We start from the raw sequence: 21,754 nt of genomic DNA on the forward strand, positions 1-21,754 counted from the left end.
TTTTACTCCTTCATGCCGTCGTGAATGCCCTGCACCAGCGTGCGGGTCGTGACATTGAGCAGATCGAGATAGGTTGGCACCGGGCCGTTTTCGGCGCTCAGAGAATCCACATACAGCACGCCGCCGTAGTGGGTGTCGGTTTCACGCGCCACCTGACGAGCCGGTTTATCGGAAACGGTACTTTCGCTGAACACCGCCGGAATGTGATTTTTCTTCACCAGGTCGATCACTTTGCGCACCTGCTGCGGCGTACCCTGCTGATCGGCGTTGATCGGCCAGAGATAAAGTTCCTTCAGGCCTAAATCCCGCGCGAGGTAGGAAAACGCCCCTTCGCTGGTGACCATCCAGCGCTTGTCTTCTGGGATGTCAGCCACCTGCTTGCGCAGCGGTTCAAGCGTCTGGGTGATTTTTTGCTTATAAACCTCAGCGTTACGCTGATAAATTTGGGCATTTGTCGGATCGTACTTCATCAGTGCATCGCGAATGTTATCGACGTAAATCAACGCGTTGTCCGGGGACATCCACGCATGCGGGTTGGGTTTGCCGTTATACGGCCCTTCGTTTATCCCAATCGGCGTGATCCCTTTCGTGACTTCCACTTCCGGCACGCCATTCAGATGCTGGAAGAAACGCTGGAACCACAGCTCCAGATTCATGCCATTCGACAGAATAAGCTGTGCCTTTTGCGCGCGTTTGATGTCGCCGGGAGTAGGCTGATATTCGTGGATTTCTGCGCCAGGTTTGGTGATTGAGGTGACTTCTGCTGCATCGCCTGCGACGTTTTTCGCCATATCAGCAATGACGGTAAACGTGGTGATTACCCTGAATTTTTCCGCCGCAAATGCTCCCGAGGCGCTTACCGCGGTGAACAGTATGCCGAACAGCACCTTTTTAAATCCTTGCCATGGTCGCATCGCGAGAGCCTCCTGAAGTGGTTAAATTCAAAGCAAAATTAGCCTGTGCTATCTTATATAGCATAGGCTATATTTAAATGAAAATAATTATCATTAAAGTTGTGTCAGTTCAGGCCTCTCTGTCGGAACGTGGCGCGTGTCTGCTTGTGACTCAGCCATACTTTGTCGTTCTCACGATTAACGTTGCCGTCTCTATTATAACGCCATGGATAAATCCACAGTGTCGTATTATTGGCGAATGTTAATAATTGCGAAGCGGCTCGAATATAAAGTGAAATATATTTTCCTTACATCGGTAATATTCCAGGCGCATATGTTGATTATTCAAATCGGTAATCATTGTCTCTTCGAAAAACAGCCAAAAACCGGAGTTTACACAGGGCTTTTAAAGGCGTTCAATGGTTTGTGGGTGAGTAATTCGGCCGCTCCCCCCAGATTTCCTGGAATCGTACTGCTCAATACTGGAGTCAGAATCATGATCAAACGTATATTTCTCTGTGCTTTCATGCTGTTTAGCTTTTCAGTCAGTGCCGCATATGGTGGGAATGGCGGAGACGGCAGAAACGGGGCTGACGGTGGGAATGGTTCAGACGGAGGCAGCGCCGATAACACCCCTGGCCGTTCAGGTTGCCCTGGAGGAACAGCGCCGGATAAAGCGGGGAAATTTTATCTTCCTGGAACTCACGAGCAATGTAATCCAGGTAAGCAGGACGCGCTACGCGCGAGGTAATGCTTTGTGACTGTGCCGCAAACAAAGGCTGAATTACGTTCAGCGATTGATAAAAATTTCAGTAAATTAATGGGCTATCTCAACACCATCCCTGAAGAGATGACGTTGGATAATGCCATGGATGGGCATGCGAAAGGCACGCAGATGAGTGTTCGCGATCTGGTTTCTTATCTGCTCGGCTGGAACCATCTGGTGGTGAAGTGGATCACTTCTGACGAAAAAGGGTTGCCCGTTGATTTCCCGGAAACCGGATTTAAGTGGAATCAACTGGGCCTTCTGGCGCAAAAATTTTATGCGGATTATAAAGAATTAAATTATCACGCGTTACTCACTGAACTCGAATCAGCAAAAGAAAATATAGTGAGACTGATTGATGAACGCTCGGACGATATTCTTTATGGTAAACCCTGGTATACGAAATGGACGATGGGACGCATGATCTCTTTTAATACGTCATCACCGTATGCCAATGCGAATGCAAGAATAAGACAGTGGGCCAAAAATAATCAGTTCAGTCTAAAGTAAAAGCCCGCACAGATCTGTCTACGCGGGCTTTTACTTTTCGGTGCGGAAATCCCCTCACCGAAAAGCCTATTCATTACTCGCGAGCGTTAACTTTAGAGCGGCAGTCTATATTCAATAACACCTGGTTTTTCTGCCACCCAGTTATACAGCCTCTGCGCCGTCACGTTTTTCTCCTGCGTATGCCAATATAACCGCCCACAATCGCGCTCTTTGGCTTTTTGTTGGACATATTCAATCAGCTGTTTGCCGATATTATTCCCCCGGCTATTTTCAGCGACAAATAAATCCTCTAAATAACAAAAGTCATTTACAGACCAAGTTGAGCCATGAAAAACGTAGTGAACAAACCCAAGAACGGTTTGCCCTTTTTTCGCCACCGCACAATGCATGTCTTTATCGGCATCAAAAAAGCGCTTCCAGGTTTCAGAGGTCGTCTCTTCAGGCAACTGGACCTCATAAAATTGCTGATACTTCACCCAGTAAGGTAGCCACTTTACATAATCGTCCTCTTGAGCGGGGGCCACAGAGATTTTTAAATTTTCATCCGTCATATCAATCACCTTATAGAACCTTATCAATCTTGATGGTGAAAGAGTACGCCCCTTAGTGGTATCATATAAGACACACTTTTTGATTTTTTTAGGGATCCACTTTGTGAACAAAAAAAGCGTTGTGAGCTTTCCCGGCTTAATACTTAAAAAAGGAAAAATCAAAGAGCAGTTTTATTTGACGATTAAAGAACTGATTCTCAATGGTCAACTGAAGGGGGGCACTAAACTCCCCTCCAGCAGAACCTTCTCTGAGATGATGTCAATTTCCAGAAACTCGGTGATAGCCGGTGTCGATCGCCTTATCGATGAAGGTTATCTCACGACCAAACACGGCTCAGGAACCTTTGTCACCTCAACTGTTCCTGATGATGTGATTCACATTAAAGCCACCGCTCCTGACCAGGACACCAGCCCCGAAAATAGTGTGCCCACTATTCATCCCGACCGGGATGCACTGACAAAAATATGGGAGAAAACCGCGCCGCTCTCCGGGAACAATATGACGTTTAATATTGGTATCGGCTGTGTCGATTTATTTCCCTATGAGCTTTGGGGACGCATGTTAGGGCGCATCTGGCGTCAGTTTCGTCATCAGGATGGCAAACTCCATGAAGCCCTGGGATATAAACCCTTAAGAGCCGCGATTGGCGAATACGTCCGCGCAACGCGAGGTTTGCATTGCTCTGACGAGCAGATTCTTATCGTTAATGGCACCCAGCAGGCGATAAATCTTACGGCGCACGTCCTTTTACAAAGAGGCGACGAAGTGTGGCTGGATGAGCCGGGTTACGACGGGGCGTTAGGCGCATTTACGTCCATGGGGGCCACAGTCCGCCCTGTCATCAGTGATAACAAGGGTATGGATATTTCGTATGCGATAAAGCACTGGCCACAGGCAAAAATGATTTTCACGTCGCCCTCTCATCAATTTCCTCTTGGCGGCACATTAAGTTTATCCAGAAGAATTGCGCTGCTTGACTGGGCTTCAGAAAATAAGATGTGGATTTTTGAAGATGATTATAACAGTGAATTCAGATATACCGCTCAACCCATACAAGCCCTTCAAGGACTGGATAAACAACAGCGGGTAATATATGCCGGCTCCTTTTCTAAAATGATGTTCCCCGGATTTCATTTAGGTTTTTTAGTGATACCCGAGAGTCTCGTGGAGTCATTTAAAATCGCCAAATATTACGGCGATACGCGTACCCCTTATTTGGAACAAATGATACTTGCCGCATTTATTTCCGAAGGACATTACGCGCGTCACGTCAGACGGGTAAGAAAAGCCTGTCATGAACGACAGCGCGTAATGATCGAAGCCATACAGTTTTACTTACCAGAAATCACTCTCGCCGAACCTTTCGATTCAGGCATTCACATCGTATGTTGGTTAGCCGATGGGATTCAGGAATCGTACATGATCGATCAATGCCGTAAAGCCGGTTTAGGCGCACAACCTCTTTCGCGGTACTGCCAAACAAAGCCCACGAAGCAGGCTATTCTGTTCGGTTTTGCAGCGCATACCCCCTCAGAAATAGTTGACGGTATAAAAAAACTGGCTCAAACAATGACGCGGTAAAATCATATATGCCCACGACACCAGAGCGCCGCGGGCCTGTTTTCTACTTCTGCGCTAACCGTTTGTTCAAAGCCTCGAGATACCGCTGAGCACTGCGGGCTTCGGAAGGATCAGCCTGCTGGCTGGCGGCTTTTTCATACCAGTAACGCGCCTGCTCATTATCTTGCGGCACACCGCTACCGTTTTCGTAAAGAAAACCCAGTAACTTTTGATCGCCCGGGCTGCCTTGATCCGCCGCTTTGCGAGTCCAGCTCGCCGCCTGTACCGGGTCTTTCGTGACGCCTTCACCCATCGCATATTTAGTGGCAATACTGGTTTGCGCGTACAAATAGTTTTGTTCGGCTGCGCGCTTCATCCATTCAAACGATTGCTGCTCGTTTTTTTCAACACCATGACCGTATCGGTAGCGTTCGCTCAACGCATACTGCGCTGGCGCATAGCCCTGCTGGGCGGCTTTGGTAAACCAGGATACAGCTTTGGTTGCATCAATACCGACGCCAATGCCGTTGTAGTAACAGTTGGCCAAATCGTGCTGCGCGACTTTATTACCGCGATTCGCCTTTTCAGTGGTTTGCTGAATATCGTTACACGCGGGGAAATGAGGGTTAGCGGCACTGGCCGCTGCGCTCCATAACATCACGACGGCGCAGGCAACTCGCCAGGGAAAACGGGTGTTTTTCACTTTTTGTTTCTCTCTTCTTGGGATCGTGCCTTCGGGCATTCTAAGGTGATAGCGAGCGTCGCTCATTGTCAGGATAACCGTTAACGAAAATCCTCAAGACGCTTTATCTGCCGCCCTTCTGCGTCAAAGTTCTCCGCCGCCAGCCACGCGCGAAATTCCGCATCACGTTCCGGCCATTCGGCATCAATAATAGAAAGCATGTCACTGTCGCGGTTGCGCGCTTTACGCACCAGTTTTTGCCGCAATCGTCCTTCCCAGACGAATCCGAGCCGTTCTGCCGCGTTGCGTGACGCAACGTTCATCGAATCACATTTCCACTCCAGCCGACGATAATCATGCTCGAAGGCGTTTTTCAGCAGAAGCCAGACAGCTTCAGTGCCCATCGCGGTGTTTTTCATTTTGCGCGACCAGGTGACGTGGCCGATCTCCACCGAGCCCATCATTCGTTCAATCGCCATGTAACTCACCAGCCCCACTGCCCGCTCTGAGTTCACATCCATCACGGCATAAGGTACCAGCCCGTCATCCATCACTTTGCCGATAATCCAGTGGGCCGTCGCCTCCACGTTTTCAGGCTGGGTGCTGGCAAGCCACGTCCAGTCGCTGTCATCGCCCATGGAATAGGCATCGAAAAGGTCGGCGGCGTGAAGCGTGGCATCCAGCGGTTCAAGCCGACAGAATCGCCCGATGAGCGGCGTGCGGGTTAAAAGCTGTGCCCCTTTCCAGTCCGGGACAATATCGTTAACGGTTTGACCATGTTGATTGATTTCCGGCACGTCTGTGACTCCCTGATATGTAATGCATTTGTTATATCAGGACAAAAAGCAGGCGGGAAGGGTTTGTTTGTTCGCAACGCTTAATAGCCATTACGCATGCCTTATACCGTGCAGGCATAAGCAAAGCAGAATTTGAACTTTGCGGAATTTCTGACTGCGCCTAACGTAACGGAGCCTAAAACAATCACAATAAATCACTTTCCAGGGATCGCTATGACGAAAAAATTGCTGCCGTTACTGGTGCTGGCTGCGCTGTCTGCTGCCGCCCACGCCGCTACTCCGCCAAATACATTGGTTGTCGCACAGGGTCTTGATGACATCGTCAGCCTCGATCCCGCCGAAGCCAATGAGCTTTCGAGTATTCAGACGGTGCCAAGCCTCTACCAGCGTCTGGTTCAGCCAGACCGCGATAATCCGGAAAAAATCACCCCCATTCTGGCAGAAAGCTGGCAGGAAGATGCCGCTGCCAAAACGCTCACCATCAAGCTGAAACCCGACGCGAAATTTGCCTCCGGCAACCCATTGCGCCCGGAAGACGTGATTTTCTCGTATACCCGCGCGGTGACGCTAAACAAATCCCCGGCATTTATTCTGAACGTGCTGGGCTGGGAGCCGAGCAATATCGCCAGCCAGCTGAAAAAAGTGGATGACCATACGCTCACGCTGCACTGGACGGCGGACGTCAGCCCTGCGGTGGCGCTGAATATCCTCTCCACGCCGATCGCCTCGATCGTGGATGAGAAGCAAGTATCCGCGAATGTGAAAGACAACGACTTTGGCAACGCATGGCTGAAAATGCACTCTGCAGGCAGCGGCGCGTTCAAGATGAAGGTTTACCAGCCGCATCAGGCCATCGTGCTGGAGGCCAACGAAACGGCGCCTGGCGGCGCACCGAAGCTGAAAAGTATCATTATTAAAAACGTGCCGGATCCGGCCTCTCGTCGTCTGCTGATCCAGCAGGGCGATGCGGACGTGGCGCGCGATCTGGGTGCTGACCAAATCAGCGCACTGGAAGGTAAAGCGGGTGTGAAGGTGCTGAGCATTCCGTCAGCCGAGCAAAACTATCTGGTGTTTAACGCCGGCAATAGCGCCAACCCGCTGCTGAATAATCCGGCGTTCTGGGAAGCTTCGCGCTGGCTGGTGGATTATGAAGGCATCACTAAAAATCTGCTGAAGGGCCAATATTTTGTCCATCAGAGCTTCCTGCCGGTCGGTCTGCCGGGCGCGCTGGAAGATAACCCGTTTAAATTCGATCCGGCCAAGGCGAAAGAAATCCTCGCCAAAGCGGGCATCAAAGACGCGCACTTCACGCTGGATGTGGAGAACAAACCGCCGTTTATCACCATCGCCCAGTCGATGCAGGCGAGCTTTGCTCAGGGTGGCGTAAAAGTGGATCTCCTCCCGGCCGCAGGTAGCCAGGTCTATGCGCGCGTGCGCACGAAGCAGCATCAGGCCGCGATTCGCCTGTGGATCCCGGATTATTTCGATGCGCACTCTAACGCGAGCGCCTTTGCGTGGAACGACGGGAAATCCAGCACCGTGGCAGGGCTAAACGGCTGGAAGATCCCCGAGCTGACCAAAGCCACGCTGGCAGCGGTCGCCGAACCGGATCCGGCGAAACGTCTGGATTTGTACACTAAAATGCAGCAGGAGTTGCAGCATAATTCGCCGTACGTGTTTGTCGATCAGGGCAAAACCCAAATTGTGGTGCGCGACAACGTGAAGGGTTATCAGCAGGGGCTGAATGCGGATATGGTTTGGTACGATCGGGTGACGAAATAATTGCAGCAGCAATAGCTTGCTGAGGGGACCAGAAGACATGCAGCGACGGTTTTGATCCCCTCGCCCCTTTGCGGAGAGGGTTAGGGTGAGGGGAAATATGCGGCGCTGTTGGCCGTTTCGTTCACCTGACGAGCCTTGCTACTTTGTCACACCTGTACTTGTGAACGTGCTAAGGGGGCTTATCGCCGCCCCCTTAGCCATCCCGGCTCCCGGCAAGAAAATCGCCGCTGCGCGGTGACCTCGTCTTATGTCTTCCGGCTTTTCGGAGGCGGAGGTAACGTCCCTGTAAATCCGCCCTCGCCGCGCATCCATGCGCGTCGCCCCGGCCTACAGCCAACGACTCAGCGATTTACAGCCAGACCCCGTCATCGCGGTCATTTCTTAATTAACCTTGACCTGACAGTTGCTGAATATTTTAAAAATGAATAAAGAGTTTTTATGCCACATCTTTCTTCCGGCGTGACGCGCTTTTTACAAGGTCTCGTCACCCTACTCCTCACGCTGCTCGGGCTTTTGCTCGTCACCTTTGCGCTCTCCGCGTTTTCTCCCGTCGATCGCGTTTTACAAATTGTCGGGGATCACGCCAGTCAGTCCACGTACGATCAGGTTCGTCATCAGCTTGGGCTGGATCAGCCGCTGCCCGTGCAGTTCTGGCATTATCTGCAAAATCTTGCCCACGGCGATTTAGGCATTGCCAGCGCGACCGGACAGCCGGTGTTGCAGGATCTGCTTCACGCTTTCCCTGCCACACTGGAGCTTGCCACGCTGGCGCTGATTATCGGTTCCGTTCTCGGCGTGATCGCGGGCGTTCTGTGCGCGCGCTTTGCAGGTTCGCCGCTCGATTTAGCTATTCGCACGCTGACGCTACTCGGCAACTCGGTGCCTATTTTCTGGCTCGGTCTGCTGATGCTGGCGCTGTTTTACGCAAATCTGCAATGGAGCGCTGGACCCGGCAGGCTGGATGATATCTGGCAATATACCGTCGAGCCGCGCACCGGGTTTGCGCTGATTGATACGTGGCTGTCGGGTGACAGCGCGGCGTTCAAAAACGCGGTCAGCCATCTGGTGCTGCCGGTGCTGCTGCTGGCCTATTATTCACTGGCAAGCATCACCCGCCTCACGCGCTCGGCATGTTTGAGCGAAATGAATAAAGAGTACATCCTGCTGGCGCGCGCCAAAGGTGCCGGGGAGATGACCATTCTGTTGCGCCATGTATTGCCAAATATACGCAGCACCCTGTTCACCGTGATTGCGCTGTCGTACACCAGCATGCTGGAGGGCGCAGTGCTGACCGAAACGGTCTTCTCCTGGCCGGGTATTGGCCGCTATCTCACCACCGCGCTGTTCGCGGGCGATACCACCGCCATCATGGGCGGAACGCTGGTGATTGGCGTGTGCTTTGTGCTGATTAATAACCTCACTGACCTGCTCGTGCGGGCAACCGATCCCAGGGTGCGCTAATGCCGTTTTATCTTTTCTTGCGCCGCCTGCGCCGCTCTCCCGCTGCGTTTTGCGGGCTTATTGCTATCGCGATTTTAGTTTTTATCGCCCTGTTCGCGCCGTGGCTCGCACCGCTCGATCCCAACTGGCAGGATGCGGCTTCGCGTCTGCAAGCACCGAACAGCGCCCACTGGCTGGGCACCGACAGCTACGGGCGCGATCTGCTTTCTCGCCTGATTTACGGCAGTCGCCCGGCGCTGGGTCTTGTCGCGTTGGTCACCGTTATCACCCTGCCCGCCGGATTGCTTATCGGGATTATGTCCGGCTATTACGGCGGCTGGGTAGAACGCGTGCTGATGCGCTTTACCGACGTGGTGATGTCGATGCCGCGCCTGATTCTGGCTTTTGCGTTCGTCGCCATGCTCGGCCCCGGCCTGGTGAATGGCGCGCTGGCGTTAGCGCTCACGACCTGGCCGGCGTATGCGCGTCAGGCGCGGAGTGAAATCCAGCGTTTGCGCCACAGCGATTATCTGGCTGCCGCCGAGATGATGGGGATTCGCGGCGGGAGATTATTGCTCGGGCACATTCTGCCGCTGTGTTTACCTTCTGCGATTGTGCGTCTGGCGCTCGATCTGGCGGGGATTATTTTGGCTGCCGCCGGGCTGGGTTTCCTCGGCTTGGGCGCGCGTCCGCCGATGGCCGAATGGGGAGCAATGATCGCCGACGGAATGCAGGTGATTTTCGATCAGTGGTGGATTGCCGCCATTCCGGGCGGGGCGATTCTGTTCGCCAGCCTGGCGTTTAATTTATTGGGCGATGGCCTGCGCGACATACTGGAGCCGCATCATGACTGAACCCCGCGTCATCGTCGAGGCGCTGAATATCGACTACCCCGCCGCGCGCGTGGTCAACAATTTGAGCTTTACGTTGGGCAACGAACGGCTGGCGCTGGTCGGCGAATCCGGTTCGGGAAAATCCATGTCCGCCCGTGCGCTAATGGGTCTGGTGCGCCAACCCGGCGTGGTGAGCGCTCGCCAACTTAACGTGCTGGGCAACGATCTCCTGACCCTGAATAACCGCCGCTGGCAGGCGCTGCGCGGCAATGGCATTGCGATGGTGCTTCAGGATCCGCGCTACGCGCTCAATCCGGTAAAAAACGTTGCGGCACAGCTGGAAGAAGCACTCACGCTGCATCAATCTTTGTCGCGTAAAGCGCGGGCAGAACGCGTTCGCGAGATGATCCACGCCGTCGGGCTAAACGATGCGGTATTGGCCCGTTACCCTGGGGAATTATCAGGCGGCATGGGCCAGCGCGTTATGATCGCCATTGCGCTGATGAATAATCCGCGGGTGCTGATTGCCGATGAGCCGACCTCTGCGCTTGATGCGCGGCTGCGCAATCAAATCCTTGAGCTGCTGGTGCAACAGTGTGAACAGCGCCAGATGGCCATGCTGCTGATCAGCCACGATTTGCCGCTGGTGGCGGAACATTGCGACCGGGTGCTGGTGATGTATCAGGGTGAAAAAGTCGATGAAATGGCGGCAAATCGCCTTTCTCAGGCTACACACCCGTATACCCGCACGCTGTGGACCTGTCGGCCCGATGCGAGTACCTACGGGCAAATGTTGCCCACGCTGGATCGCACTCAGCCATGGGAGGAGTCGAAAAATGGCGCTCGTTGAAGTCAGTCAGTTACAGGTCGCGTTTGGCGAGAAAACGGCAGTGTCCGCAGCGAGTTTTACCATCGAAAAAGGCGAAACGTTTAGCCTGATCGGTGAATCCGGCTGCGGCAAATCCACCCTGCTTCGCGTGCTCGCCGGGTTGCAGCGCCAGTGGAGCGGCAATCTCCGGCTACTGGGCGAAAACCTGAAGCCCGAAGCCCGTTTTACAGGCGCGCTGCGTCGCAACGTGCAGATGGTGTTTCAGGACCCGTGGGCGTCGCTGCATCCAAACCATACGATTTCGCGCACGCTTTCGGAACCGTTAAAAATCCACGGCGAAACGCAGATTGTGGAAAAAGTGGCCGAGGCATTAGAGCAGGTCGGGCTTGCGGCAGATGCAGCGAAACGCTATCCGCATCAGCTCTCCGGCGGCCAACGCCAGCGCGTAGCCATCGCCCGCGCGCTGCTCCTTCGCCCGCAACTTTTGCTGCTGGATGAGCCCACGTCAGCGCTGGATATGTCGGTGCAGGCGGAGATTCTCAATTTACTCAACCGTCTGAAACAGCAGCATGACATGACCTATTTGCTGGTGAGCCATGATGCGGACGTGATCGCGCATATGTCCGACCGTGCCGCGTTTATGGCGCACGGGCAAATTCAGCGGGTGTTTGACCGCCAGGCCATGCTTAACGGTGAACATCGCATGGGCTAACGCTTTGCCTTCGAGCCGGGCAGGTTCAACAGCCCGGCTCTTTTCCTCCCCCTCAATCACATTTCCCGTGTTCCTAAAACCTGTTGCCGATCACAAGTCAAAAACTGGTAGGTAATTTGATAACTATTTACAATTGTAAATGATATACATTTTCATTATCATTTTTCGTTACGTAAGCAACTGTAAAGAAAAATGACATGATGACCTCAACGCTAAAAAAAACCACCTACTGTGCGCTGGCCATTTCTATGGCAATCCACTCAGGCGCTGTATTTGCCAGGCAATTCACCGATAAGGATTTTCAGTCGCAGTCGCTGGGGCATGGCGTTTACGAACTGGCGTATGATAATGCGCAAAAGGCGCTGTACGCGGCGTCTGCGCCCTCTTTCGAAGCAGACAAAAAGGCCGGTCTGGTTTTCCGTCTGAATGCCGATTCCCTGAAGATCGATCAAAAAATCGCGACTGAACGCCGCACTTTTGCCGTCGCCCTGGATGAAGCAAACCACATTCTGTATCTCGGTAACGCGATGGAAGGGTCAGTCACCCTGCTTGATACCCGCACCAACAAAGTGATCAAAATCATTCAGCTAAGTGATGACTCAAACCCAGATCGACAAGCGCACGTTCGCGAAGTGGTGCTGGATAAAAAACATCACCGCCTGTACGTCTCCGGAATCGGCAGCAAGAACAAAGGCCTGTTATGGGTTGTCGATACGCAAAAACAAGCGCTTGCACAGACAATTGAAAAGCTAGAGCCCGTCGGCTTTGCGGTGGATGAAGCGGGTGACAAAGTGTACGTGGTCACCGGAACTGGCGAGCTGATCACGCTCGACGGAAAAACGTCAAAAACCCTCAAACGCGTGAAGGTCGATCCTGCTGACCCTGAACATTACTTCCTGAATATTGCCCTGAACACGTCCAAAGGTGTGGGCTATATCGCCGACACCAACACCGCGGATGTGCTGGTTGTCGAACTGGATTCCGGCAAGCTTATCCACCGTATCCCTTCGCCGAACTCCATCGCCGTGGTTTATCACCCTGCGCGCAACGAGATCTACGTTACCCACCGCAACGCGCACCAGATAAGCATTATCGACGCGAACAGCTATGCCGTGAAGCACACCATTAAAACCGCCGCAATGCCGAACAGCCTGGTGCTTTCTGCCGACGCCAGCACGCTGTATGTGAGCGTTAAACAGGACGAAAAAGCCAAAGAAGCGGACTACGTGCTCAAGATTGATTTAACCCAATTCTAAGGATTCTGTTGTGATGATTCAGACACGCACGGCGGTGGCGGTTGCGCTCGCCCTGACCACCTCCCCGGCCGCTGTTTATGCAGCAGAGACCGCACCACTCAATGAAGATCAGATTGTGGTCACCGCGACCGGTTTCAGCCAGGAACGCCGCGAAGCCCCGGCAACCATTTCTGTCGTCAATGAAAAGGAACTCAATACCCGCTCGAATCAGAACGTGACGGAAGCGATTCGTGAGATGCCGGGCGTGCTGGTCGGCAATGGCCACGGAAGCCTGGCAACCGGTGATGTACAGATGCGCGGCATGGATTCCACCTACACGTCGTACATGGTTAACGGCATTAAACAAGCCACCCGCGAATCGCGCCCTTACGGGCACCATATTGGGACTGAAGCAGCTTTTATGCCGCCAATAGCGGCCATCGAGCGCATCGAAGTGATCCGTGGGCCGATGTCTTCTCTGTATGGTTCTGACTCCATCGGCGGGGTGGTCAACGTCATCACCAAAAAAGCCTATAGCCTCGAGAACTGGACCGGGGTGCTGGAAAATAACTATTTCCTGCAGGAAAAGAGCGAATACGGCAACACCAACCAGACCAATGCCTTCTTAATGGGGCCGATTATCCCAGGTAAGCTCGGCGTCAGCGTGGCCGCGGATTATCTGGATCGCCGTGACGATGACAGTCAGTCGGATCAACGCTTTGTGAAGCATGAAGCCGGAAATCTGGATGCGACAATCGCCATGTCACCAACCGATACCCAACTCTGGGATCTGAACATCACAAAGGGTAATCAGGAAAAATCACATAACAATAAAGAATGGTATTGGGGCTTCGACCGTGATGCAGCGTCACTTTCTCAGCATGCGTGGTATGGCGACGACCTGCTGGAAGTGAAGAACTACATCAGCTACGAAAAAGCCAAAACGGAATATCGCGTGCCGGGAATGAGCTCTCAGTTTATCAAGCAGCGTAACTTTGAAGCTAACAGCGCGAATACCTTCTCGCTGGGCGATCACAAGCTGACGCTTGGCGCGAACTGGACGCGCAATGAACTGGATGACACCTTTGGCATCGAGGATAAAGAAGCGCCAGGCGTCACGCCGGTCAGTAAAATCACCCGCGATGGTTGGGCGGTGTTTGCTGAAGATGCGTGGATGATAGTGCCAGACTTCACGTTGACCACCTCCGCACGTCTGGATCACGACAGCTATTTTGGCTACCACGTCACGCCAAAACTCTATGGCAACTGGACAATCGACGAAAGCTGGGCGCTGAAAGGCGGCGTGTCTGCTGGCTATAAGAAACCGGATTTACGTCAAAATAACGAAGGCTTTACCAGCGTTTATGGCAGCTATCCCTATTCTGAAATCAGCATCGGGAATGACGATCTGAAGCCAGAGCAGAGCGTGAACACCGAGGTGGGCGTTTACTGGCAACAGGACGCGCTGGCGCTGGATGCGACCCTTTTCTACACCAAGTTTAAGGACAAAATCAGCGACTACACCATCTGTACCCAGACGGCCACGCAGAAATGCGTATACAACGGTTACACCGCAGAGAGCGTTTATCAGTACTTTAACGTCAGCGATGCGGAAATCTATGGTATTGAGCTTAACGGCGACTGGCAGGTGACCGCCTCTCTGAGAGCCAACGCCAACTACACCTACACGCATAGCGAGCAGAAAAGCGGTGATTACAAAGGCTATGCGCTGAGTGATTTCCCAACCAGCATGGCTAACGTGTCGCTGACCTGGAATGTGCTGAATGATCTGGAGTTGTGGACCAAATCGAGCTGGCGCAGCAATTCGCCAGACATTGGCAAATCCACGTCGACAGAAGCTTATGCGCTGGGGGATCTGGGCGCTCGCTACCACCTGAATAAGAACATCACGCTGATGACCGGGATTAACAACCTGTTCGATGCAAACCCGGTATACACCACCACTTACAACCAGTCAGCCATGCTGGAAGGCCGTCGTTATAACCTTGGCGCTCGCTACGAGTTCTAACCTCATCCACCGGAGCCATCAGGCTCCGGTATCCTCTTTCCCCGCTTAAAAGGCTCAATCGCGCAAGATTCTGGAAGACGCCTCGCAAACCAAAAAGTTAGCGCGTGTAATGACTTTTCTTTGCCATTTCAGGGTCGTAAAGTGCGTGCATTGCGGCACATCCGCAATCGGGTGTAGGAACCCAGACTTCACGATACGACAATGTTTGTCGCAACAGCGCGTGTCCCATTAAGATCATGGCGGCGCTGGTGGAGCAGCCGAAAAGCTGGCCGTTTTTATCGTGTACGGTATTCCTACCTCCGTCAGCGCTACCATCCCTGAGCGTCGTAACTCGTGTGGTGGTCAGGAGATATTTACTCAAAAGGAAAACCACATGGCGATTATCCCAACTTTGCCTACTTCACAATCCGCTGACAGTTTTACTCACCAATTGCTTGCGCTGTCGCTTCCCGCCTCCGCCGATTCATTGCAAATTGCGGATGCCTGCACCGCGTTTGCGAGCGTACTGGTTGAAACCGACGATACCGAAACACGCCGTGCGCTGTGCGGGCGTTTGCTGGATGCGCTTGGTCAGCTGCATTCGCTCTGCGACAGCGATCTCTCGCCCTATCTGGTAAAGCATTTGCTCGAAGGCGAAAAAATCGACTCCTGCGCGCCAGACTGCTGGCAGAACACCGCTACACAGGTGGAGAACGCTCAGGCGCTCACACAGGCTATTCAAGGGGGAACACTTTCTGCAAGCGTAGAGAAAACGTTAACAGGATTGCTGCATGATATGGTCTGGCTGCTGGCGGAGTTTGTGAGGGAGTCTTCTGTCACGCAGGCGGCCTGATAGCCACCCCAACGTTCAATCAGCGGTGCCGAAATTCTGCACGCGTTAGCAGGATTTCGGCACTGGGTCGGTCTGAAGAATATTAGATCTTGAGCATTTTTACCGTGGCTTCGATGTCTATCTCATCGGCGGTGAAAATGAGCGTCGAGCCCTGGAAGGTGGTGATCGCCAGCTTTTTCAGCGAGCGCATTTCGCCAGGTTTAGCGGCGGCAGATTTCGGGCTGATGCTGCTCATCAGTATACCCACTGACAGCACGGCATTCTCTTTATCAATGCGGGTTTCAACAGGCACTTCTTCGCTGTAAACCACGAAGGACTTGATGGACGTGAGCTTGATTTTCTCGCCCGCAATATAAATGTATTTGCTTTCGGGAAGGACTTTCACCGCGAACGCAGACAGCCCTTTGTTATTGGTCGTCGGTTCAAACGTCACGGCGGCATCTTTTTTGATGAGCTCTGGGTTGGCGACCTTGATCACATGAAAATAACGGTTATCTCCGTTTTCATCTTTGATAAATCCAAAACCTTTGTCTTCAAACCAGGTTGTGATTGTTCCGTTCATCGCCATTACCGCCTAATTAATCGTTCATCATCTCAATTTTTGCAGCGCGCAGTTTAAAGCACAATGCCCGCGCAGACCACGCCTTTGGGTTAAGTGTGGACAATAATTTTCTGCTGCGCGAGGGGATAGCGATATCCTGAAGGCGGCCGTTCGATTCGCCAGTCGGCTGAAAAATGGTTATGATCCGCTCCCACTCGCCATCCGGGCAGCCCGATGTCTACCATTCTCGATACCTTTATCGCCCCGCCGTGCCATGACACGATAGAGATTCTCTATCAGGACGAGCACCTGGTGATTATCAATAAACCCAGCGGGCTGTTGAGCCTTTCGGGGAAGAATCCGCAAAATCTCGACTCCGTGCATTATCGGCTGGTAAAAACCTTTCCTGGCTGCACGCTTATCCATCGGCTGGATTTCGGCACGTCCGGGTTAATGGTGATCGCCCGCAACAAGACGATCAATGCCGCACTTTGCCAGCAGTTCAGCCAGCGTACGGTGACCAAAATATACAGCGCCCTGCTCTGCGGGCATCTTGAGAACAATGAAGGCGTGATCGACGCGCCAATAGCCAAAGATCCGGCGCTGTTCCCGTTGATGTCGATTTGTGCCATCACCGGCAAGCCCGCTCGCTCGCGCTATCGGGTGATCGAGCGTTTTTATCGTGTAGGGGAAGACGGGACGAAACTGCCGCTGACGCGGGTTGAGCTGACCCCAGAAACAGGCCGTACCCATCAACTGCGCATTCACTGTCAGCAGTTGGGCCACCCTATTCTGGGCTGCGATCTATACGGCGGTCTGCTACGGCCAGGGACCGAAAAGACGCCACGGCTGATGCTGCACGCTAGCGAGTTGCACTTTGTTCATCCCATCAGCGAAGAGATCATCAAAGCGCAAAATGCCAGTCCGTTTTAAACGCGAAGAGAAGAATGACGATGCGCCGAAAGCCATTCGGCGCCGTGTTCAGAACAGGCAGGAATGTGTTTGTCGCGGGCTGAAGATGTGATGCGTTTAATCAATAAACGCGGCTTACCACATCAAATCGTCAGGCACTTTAAAGTCAGCATACGGATCGTCCTCATCCTGCTCTTCCTGACTCAGCGCACTGTTTAAAACAATGCTGTTTGCATCGCGCTGGGCAATTTTATCGGCCACAACCGCAGGAATAATGGCATATTCGCTCTCGCCATTTTTATCCGTTGCCAGACGCGCAATCGCCAGGCGGCCGCTGATCAACTGCGCCTGAGTGGTCTTATCAACAAACACTTTTTTAATTAAATTACCGTCGGTGAAGTTAAAACCAATATCACCTTTTGAATCGGTAATTTTATTCATTTCAATAAGCTGTTTAACCTGAGCTTTATATTCTTTCGATAACACAGCCAGTTTTTGCTGTTCGCTCAGCTGCTTATCACGCTCAAGCTGTGACTTTTTATTCTCTTCCACCGCCTCTCTTGCCTCACGGGCCTGAACGCGAGACTTTTTCGCCGTTCGCTGGACTTTGGCCATTTTTTTGCTGCTCACGAGACCCGCTTTTAGCATCTGCTCTTGTAAGGTAAGTTTTGTCATTTTCGCTTCTAAACCTGATGAATAATGAGTGGGATTATACCTGCAATTCTGGAGACTGTACCACTTTACAGGACCCGCGCGCGCAGCGGCTTTCGGAACGCCGGGCACGAATGGCGGTCGTTACGCTCTGTTTTTTCCGACATCGGATTGCCAGTAAAGCGGCATCCCGAACGCTTCAACGAAGTAATCAATCGCCGCCCTGACGTTCAACGGCGGGTGGCGGGTATGGGGATAAATTGCGGCAATACTCTGCGGCTCCGTCTTAATGGAAGTTTCTATCTCCGGCAGCAACGCCACCAGCTCACCGCGCTGTAACCGCTCGCCAATCAACCAGTCCGGGAAAAGAACGATGCCCATTCCCCCGAGCGCCGCGATAAGCAGCGTTTCCGCATTATTGGAAGACAACCGCGGCGTGACCGGATAATGCACCCACGCCCCGCCCGGTTGACGCGCCAGCCAACGGTTTGGGCCGGAAGAGCCACGGTAGACAAGGCATTGATGCCGGGCCAAATCAGCGGGCCCTTCAGGTGCGCCATGCTTTTGCACATACGCCGGTGACGCAGCCAGATGGTAAAACTGCTGGCCGAAAATACGCGCGTGGAAGGAGGAATCAGTCAGCTCGCCGATGCGAAAGATCACGTCGGCAGCATCCTTGTGCGGATCGATATAATCGTCCGTCAGCGTCAAATCCAGGTTCAGTCGGGGATAGCGCTCTGCCAACGCGGGCAGCCAGGGGGCGACGTGCCGCTGCCCAAAAAACACCGGCGCATTCATGCGGATCACCCCGGATGGCTCACGCGTGCGTTCGTCGAGTTCCCGCCGCGCATCCTCCAGACTCCCCGTCACGGTTCGCGCATAGCGGACAAAGAGATGACCACTTTCAGTCGGCATGACCGCGCGGGTATTGCGATAGAAAAGCTGCTGGCCGATCGCATCTTCAAGCTGATGGATAACGCGCGACACCTGAGACGCTGAAATCCCTTCGCGCCGCGCCACCACAGAAAAATTCTGCGTCTCATACACGTCAATAAAAAAGCGCAGCCAGCGGATACTGATGTTGGCGAAATCGTACATTGATGCATTTCCTGCACAGGTGTTTATCGCATTATGGCATTTTTCTCAAGGATGTTTCGCCGTAGTCTTCCCGGCTCGACAACGTGGGACGGTGTGTTATGCAACTGGTATTAATTCTAATGGTGATCGCGGGCGGCATGGGGCTGTCTGTAGAAGCGGGCTTGCTGGGGCCGCTGGGCGGTGAAGTCGGTGATTTGTGGGCGACGTTCAGCGTCTTTGGCGTCGGTGCTGCGCTGACCTTTCTGCTGATGCTGTTTTTCAGCCCGCGCAACAGCCCGTCATTTTTCGCCCAGCCTTCGTGGCAACTTTTGGGCGGCGTGCTCGGCCCGGTCTACGTCATCATTCTGACCGTCGCCACACCCGCGATCGGCGTGGCGATGACCATGATTGGCGTTCTGGCTGGTCAGGTGTTTAAGAGCCTGATTATCGATCACTTCGGGCTGCTGGGAACGCCGCACCGTAAAATTGACAGTAAACGCATCATCGCATTGATGTTTATCATCGCGGCGCTGGTTCTCGTGGCTCAGGGATAACGTAACCTATGACTATTATCATGATTATTTTGGCCGTCATCGGCGGCGCGACGCTCAGCATTCAGGCCGCCATCAATGGGCAGTTGGGCAGTCGAGTTGGGGTGTTCAAGAGTGCATTTCTGACGTTTTCCGTCGGGGCGTTGATTACCGGGCTGCTGATTTTCTTCTTCGAGTCTCCCCACGCGATCAGCCTGCTGGACGTGCCTAAATGGCAGCTATTGGGGGCGATGTTCGGTGTACCGTACATTGTCATCATGGTGCTCGCCGTGCAGCGCATTGGGGCTGCGGTCGCCACCGTCGCGGTGATATTCGGGCAGTTAACCATGAGTATGCTTATCGATAACTTTGGCTGGCTGCACAATCCATCGATTCCATTTTCGATGAGCCGTCTGGGGGCTATTGTGTGCCTGGGCCTCGCGCTGTGCTTTATTTACGCCAGCAGCAAGGCCAAAACAGCGCCGACTAAAAAGTCACTCCGCCACACCGCGACGAACGAATAATCACGTTTTACAGGCAATTAATAAATAGAACTCTACAATGAAGAAACGGGTATACCCGAGACGAAAATAAAGTGAAAGCAGACGTGGTTGGTGACAGCATTTTAAACCGCAACTGATTGATGACCGTTGGCCAACAGCCTTTCTGATAAAACGGCGAATCCGGCTTATGTTAGTGAATAAACGTCTGATCGCCGTGATCTTTTCGGTCACGGTTTTTAGCCTGACCTACGGACTCAGCTCCCCGTTGATCGCCTTTAAGCTGCTCAACGCCGGGGTAAGTGAGAGCGTGATCGGCTTTAATGCCGCTATGCACGCCGTCGGGGTGTTTCTGATTGCGCCGTTTTTACCCGCCTTGTTCCGGCGATTCCGTCCTCTTACGCTCATTGTGGTGTCGCTCTGCGCCATAGCGCTTATTTTTGTGCTGTTCGGCGTCGTCTCGTTCCCGATGTGGTTTTTGCTGCGAATGGGGCTGGGTCTGTTTAGCGAAATCATCATGGTGCAGACCGAAACCTGGCTTAACAGCAGCACGGTTGAACGCGCCAGAGGAAAAGTGCTGGCGCTCTACACCGCCGGTATGTCGCTCGGATTTGCCACCGGACCGCTGATTCTGGCGTGGACCGGCAGCGACGGGAATCTCGCCTTTTACGTCGCCAGCGTTCTGGCTGCACTCGCTATCGTTTTCATTTGCGCTTCCGGGATGCCCCGCGTCGAAGGGCACGAAGAGAATCCCGAATCGCTGCGTAACAGCCTGAAACTGGCCGCGCTTCCGGTAATGGCCACGGTGCTGAATGCCGCGGTGGAAGTGCTGGGAATGAATTTTCTTTCGTTATACGCCATCAAGTTGGGCTGGAGCGAGTCCGCCTCCGCGCTGTTGATTTCGGTGCTGATGTTTGGCGCCATCATTTTACAGCTGCCTATCGGCTGGCTGGCCGACAGAGTCGATCGGCTCAGGCTGATGACCACGCTGGCCTTTATCGCCGCTGCGCTGGCGTTTGTCTGGCCGCATATTCTCGCGTTCCACCTGCTCTCTTACGTCATGCTGTTTATCTGGGGCGGGATTTTCGTGGGGATCTATACCGTCGCGATTACCTGGGTGGGCGAACGGTTCAAAGGCGGTCAACTGGCGGGAATTTACGCAGCGATGTCGGTGGCCTGGGGCGCAGGCGCGCTGGCTGGGCCGCTGTTGGGTGGTTTCGCGATGACGTTTTCACTGCATGGCCTGCCCTGGCTGACCGGCGCGCTGTGTCTTGTTTTTGCGCTGCTGAGCCTCTCCGGCCCGCTCAAAAGTCGTAGCTAAAACCGACGGTTAGCTCGGCAATCGCGTCTTTGTTGACCATTGGGCTATCGGTAATGGTGGACGAGTAAAAACGCCCCGTCACTTCAGCCCAGGTATTCCAGTTTTTTTGCCAGTTATAGTTAGCCGCCAGCGAAACAAACGGAGTGGCGCTGCTGTGAGGCCGCCAGGCGGATAACCCTGATGCCGACGCTTCATCATCCGAGACGCCATAGTAATAGCGGTTTTGCTGCCCGTTGTTCCAGTCCACGCCCGCGATGGGCACCAGCGTAACGCCGCCCCACTGCTTCATGACTATCCACGAAAAATTCGCGGTGACACCTTTGCTCTGATTTAGCGCATCGACGCCAAGCGTGGTCTCAAAACCGCCAACGGGCGTCGTCAGAAGATAACTTGCGCCCGCCAGCATGCTGCTGTGGCGGTTGTTCAAACGGCGCAGCGCGGCGGTGCGCCCTTGAGACGCGTCGTATTGCACGTCGAGATACCAGACCTTGAGCTTCAGCGTGTTGACCGGGTCGTCAACCAGCGTGAACCCCATCTCCGTGCCATCAATGTAAAACGGTTTATACTCCAGGCCGACATACGGCAGCACCCAGTTTTCTGCGTGGCGATCGTTGTACGGCGTGCCGTAGCTCCCGCCCTCCAGGCCCAGCGATACCGCCCCAACCGTTCCCGGCGTGAACACCACCAAAGCCGTCGCGACACACATGCCCACATGCGTTTTCTCTTTTATCAGCATTCGAGCCGCCCTTTTGGTGGTATGCGCGCAAGCG

Annotated in this window: 23 protein-coding genes; 15 read left to right on the forward strand and 8 right to left on the reverse strand. The window is 53.5% G+C overall.

What is annotated here, in order from left to right:
• Nucleotides 1-2 precede the first annotated feature (2 nt).
• The gene (locus ACKI5T_RS03225) at nucleotides 3-914 is read right to left on the reverse strand and encodes a metal ABC transporter substrate-binding protein (RefSeq protein WP_407435493.1); all 912 of its coding nucleotides are present in this window, start codon (nucleotides 912-914) and stop codon (nucleotides 3-5) included.
• Nucleotides 915-1,119: 205 nt separating this feature from the next.
• Here ACKI5T_RS03225 and ACKI5T_RS03230 point away from each other — a divergent pair, with 205 nt between their 5' ends.
• Together ACKI5T_RS03230 and ACKI5T_RS03235 are read left to right on the forward strand one after the other, a co-directional pair.
• Complete coding sequence (locus tag ACKI5T_RS03230) at nucleotides 1,120-1,644, forward strand: hypothetical protein (protein WP_407435495.1); 525 nt, start codon at nucleotides 1,120-1,122, stop codon at nucleotides 1,642-1,644.
• Nucleotides 1,645-1,650: 6 nt separating this feature from the next.
• Nucleotides 1,651-2,169: a ClbS/DfsB family four-helix bundle protein gene (locus ACKI5T_RS03235; protein ID WP_407435497.1), complete on the forward strand. Its 519-nt coding sequence runs from the start codon at nucleotides 1,651-1,653 to the stop codon at nucleotides 2,167-2,169.
• Nucleotides 2,170-2,261: 92 nt separating this feature from the next.
• On the opposite strand, the gene ACKI5T_RS03240 is transcribed toward ACKI5T_RS03235, so the two are convergent.
• The gene (locus tag ACKI5T_RS03240) at nucleotides 2,262-2,720 is read right to left on the reverse strand and encodes a GNAT family N-acetyltransferase (protein ID WP_407435499.1); all 459 of its coding nucleotides are present in this window, start codon (nucleotides 2,718-2,720) and stop codon (nucleotides 2,262-2,264) included.
• Nucleotides 2,721-2,823: 103 nt separating this feature from the next.
• Here ACKI5T_RS03240 and ACKI5T_RS03245 point away from each other — a divergent pair, with 103 nt between their 5' ends.
• The gene (locus ACKI5T_RS03245) at nucleotides 2,824-4,302 is read left to right on the forward strand and encodes a PLP-dependent aminotransferase family protein (RefSeq protein WP_407435501.1); all 1,479 of its coding nucleotides are present in this window, start codon (nucleotides 2,824-2,826) and stop codon (nucleotides 4,300-4,302) included.
• A gap of 43 nt (nucleotides 4,303-4,345) precedes the next feature.
• Here ACKI5T_RS03245 and ACKI5T_RS03250 read toward each other — a convergent pair whose 3' ends face one another.
• Complete coding sequence (locus tag ACKI5T_RS03250) at nucleotides 4,346-4,984, reverse strand: tetratricopeptide repeat protein (RefSeq protein WP_407435503.1); 639 nt, start codon at nucleotides 4,982-4,984, stop codon at nucleotides 4,346-4,348.
• A gap of 80 nt (nucleotides 4,985-5,064) precedes the next feature.
• The gene (locus ACKI5T_RS03255) at nucleotides 5,065-5,760 is read right to left on the reverse strand and encodes a GNAT family N-acetyltransferase (protein ID WP_012016507.1); all 696 of its coding nucleotides are present in this window, start codon (nucleotides 5,758-5,760) and stop codon (nucleotides 5,065-5,067) included.
• 213 nt (nucleotides 5,761-5,973) lie between these two features.
• Between ACKI5T_RS03255 and ACKI5T_RS03260 the strand changes: the two genes are divergently transcribed.
• The 8 genes from ACKI5T_RS03260 to ACKI5T_RS03295 all read left to right on the forward strand — a co-directional run bounded on the left by ACKI5T_RS03260 (nucleotide 5,974) and on the right by ACKI5T_RS03295 (nucleotide 15,452).
• Complete coding sequence (locus ACKI5T_RS03260) at nucleotides 5,974-7,542, forward strand: ABC transporter substrate-binding protein (RefSeq protein ID WP_407435505.1); 1,569 nt, start codon at nucleotides 5,974-5,976, stop codon at nucleotides 7,540-7,542.
• 438 nt (nucleotides 7,543-7,980) lie between these two features.
• Nucleotides 7,981-9,003 carry an ABC transporter permease gene (locus tag ACKI5T_RS03265; protein ID WP_012016505.1) on the forward strand — a complete coding sequence of 341 codons (1,023 nt, stop codon included), beginning with the start codon at nucleotides 7,981-7,983 and terminating at the stop codon, nucleotides 9,001-9,003.
• Entirely contained in the window at nucleotides 9,003-9,836 is an 834-nt protein-coding gene (locus ACKI5T_RS03270; protein ID WP_012016504.1) for an ABC transporter permease, read from the forward strand. Before ACKI5T_RS03265 ends, ACKI5T_RS03270 begins: the two co-directional genes overlap by 1 nt.
• Complete coding sequence (locus ACKI5T_RS03275) at nucleotides 9,829-10,665, forward strand: ABC transporter ATP-binding protein (RefSeq protein ID WP_407435508.1); 837 nt, start codon at nucleotides 9,829-9,831, stop codon at nucleotides 10,663-10,665. Before ACKI5T_RS03270 ends, ACKI5T_RS03275 begins: the two co-directional genes overlap by 8 nt.
• The gene (locus ACKI5T_RS03280) at nucleotides 10,652-11,356 is read left to right on the forward strand and encodes an ABC transporter ATP-binding protein (RefSeq protein WP_407435510.1); all 705 of its coding nucleotides are present in this window, start codon (nucleotides 10,652-10,654) and stop codon (nucleotides 11,354-11,356) included. The genes ACKI5T_RS03275 and ACKI5T_RS03280 overlap by 14 nt, the downstream gene beginning before the upstream one ends.
• Nucleotides 11,357-11,553: 197 nt before the next feature.
• A complete protein-coding gene (locus ACKI5T_RS03285; protein ID WP_407435512.1) occupies nucleotides 11,554-12,612 on the forward strand; it encodes a YncE family protein in 1,059 nt (352 codons plus the stop codon).
• 10 nt (nucleotides 12,613-12,622) lie between these two features.
• Nucleotides 12,623-14,620: a TonB-dependent receptor domain-containing protein gene (locus tag ACKI5T_RS03290; protein ID WP_407435514.1), complete on the forward strand. Its 1,998-nt coding sequence runs from the start codon at nucleotides 12,623-12,625 to the stop codon at nucleotides 14,618-14,620.
• 373 nt (nucleotides 14,621-14,993) lie between these two features.
• Nucleotides 14,994-15,452, forward strand: coding sequence for a hypothetical protein (locus tag ACKI5T_RS03295; protein WP_407435516.1), 459 nt, complete (start codon nucleotides 14,994-14,996; stop codon nucleotides 15,450-15,452).
• A gap of 82 nt (nucleotides 15,453-15,534) precedes the next feature.
• Here ACKI5T_RS03295 and ACKI5T_RS03300 read toward each other — a convergent pair whose 3' ends face one another.
• Nucleotides 15,535-16,020 (reverse strand): cold-shock protein, encoded by a 486-nt coding sequence (locus ACKI5T_RS03300; protein WP_012016498.1) that lies wholly within the window; start codon nucleotides 16,018-16,020, stop codon nucleotides 15,535-15,537.
• Between the two features lie 207 nt (nucleotides 16,021-16,227).
• Between ACKI5T_RS03300 and ACKI5T_RS03305 the strand changes: the two genes are divergently transcribed.
• Nucleotides 16,228-16,926, forward strand: coding sequence for an RluA family pseudouridine synthase (locus ACKI5T_RS03305; protein ID WP_407435518.1), 699 nt, complete (start codon nucleotides 16,228-16,230; stop codon nucleotides 16,924-16,926).
• Between the two features lie 114 nt (nucleotides 16,927-17,040).
• Here ACKI5T_RS03305 and ACKI5T_RS03310 read toward each other — a convergent pair whose 3' ends face one another.
• Together ACKI5T_RS03310 and ACKI5T_RS03315 are read right to left on the reverse strand one after the other, a co-directional pair.
• Nucleotides 17,041-17,580, reverse strand: coding sequence for a DUF2058 domain-containing protein (locus tag ACKI5T_RS03310; RefSeq protein WP_012016496.1), 540 nt, complete (start codon nucleotides 17,578-17,580; stop codon nucleotides 17,041-17,043).
• Nucleotides 17,581-17,700: 120 nt separating this feature from the next.
• Nucleotides 17,701-18,654, reverse strand: a complete 954-nt coding sequence (locus tag ACKI5T_RS03315; RefSeq protein ID WP_407435520.1) for a LysR family transcriptional regulator — start codon at nucleotides 18,652-18,654, stop codon at nucleotides 17,701-17,703.
• 98 nt (nucleotides 18,655-18,752) lie between these two features.
• Between ACKI5T_RS03315 and ACKI5T_RS03320 the strand changes: the two genes are divergently transcribed.
• From ACKI5T_RS03320 to ACKI5T_RS03330, 3 genes are all read left to right on the forward strand, one after another.
• A complete protein-coding gene (locus ACKI5T_RS03320; protein ID WP_133630920.1) occupies nucleotides 18,753-19,187 on the forward strand; it encodes a DMT family transporter in 435 nt (144 codons plus the stop codon).
• 8 nt (nucleotides 19,188-19,195) lie between these two features.
• Nucleotides 19,196-19,687 carry a DMT family transporter gene (locus tag ACKI5T_RS03325; protein ID WP_407435523.1) on the forward strand — a complete coding sequence of 164 codons (492 nt, stop codon included), beginning with the start codon at nucleotides 19,196-19,198 and terminating at the stop codon, nucleotides 19,685-19,687.
• Nucleotides 19,688-19,853: 166 nt separating this feature from the next.
• Nucleotides 19,854-20,984, forward strand: coding sequence for an MFS transporter (locus tag ACKI5T_RS03330; RefSeq protein ID WP_407435525.1), 1,131 nt, complete (start codon nucleotides 19,854-19,856; stop codon nucleotides 20,982-20,984).
• Here the strand turns inward: ACKI5T_RS03330 and ACKI5T_RS03335 are convergent.
• Complete coding sequence (locus ACKI5T_RS03335) at nucleotides 20,968-21,720, reverse strand: MipA/OmpV family protein (protein ID WP_407435527.1); 753 nt, start codon at nucleotides 21,718-21,720, stop codon at nucleotides 20,968-20,970. The two genes, ACKI5T_RS03330 and ACKI5T_RS03335, sit on opposite strands and share 17 nt — an antisense overlap.
• Nucleotides 21,721-21,754 lie beyond the last annotated feature (34 nt).

Origin of the sequence: Lelliottia sp. (genome assembly GCF_045627565.1) — a bacterium.
Lineage (GTDB): Bacteria > Pseudomonadota > Gammaproteobacteria > Enterobacterales > Enterobacteriaceae > Enterobacter.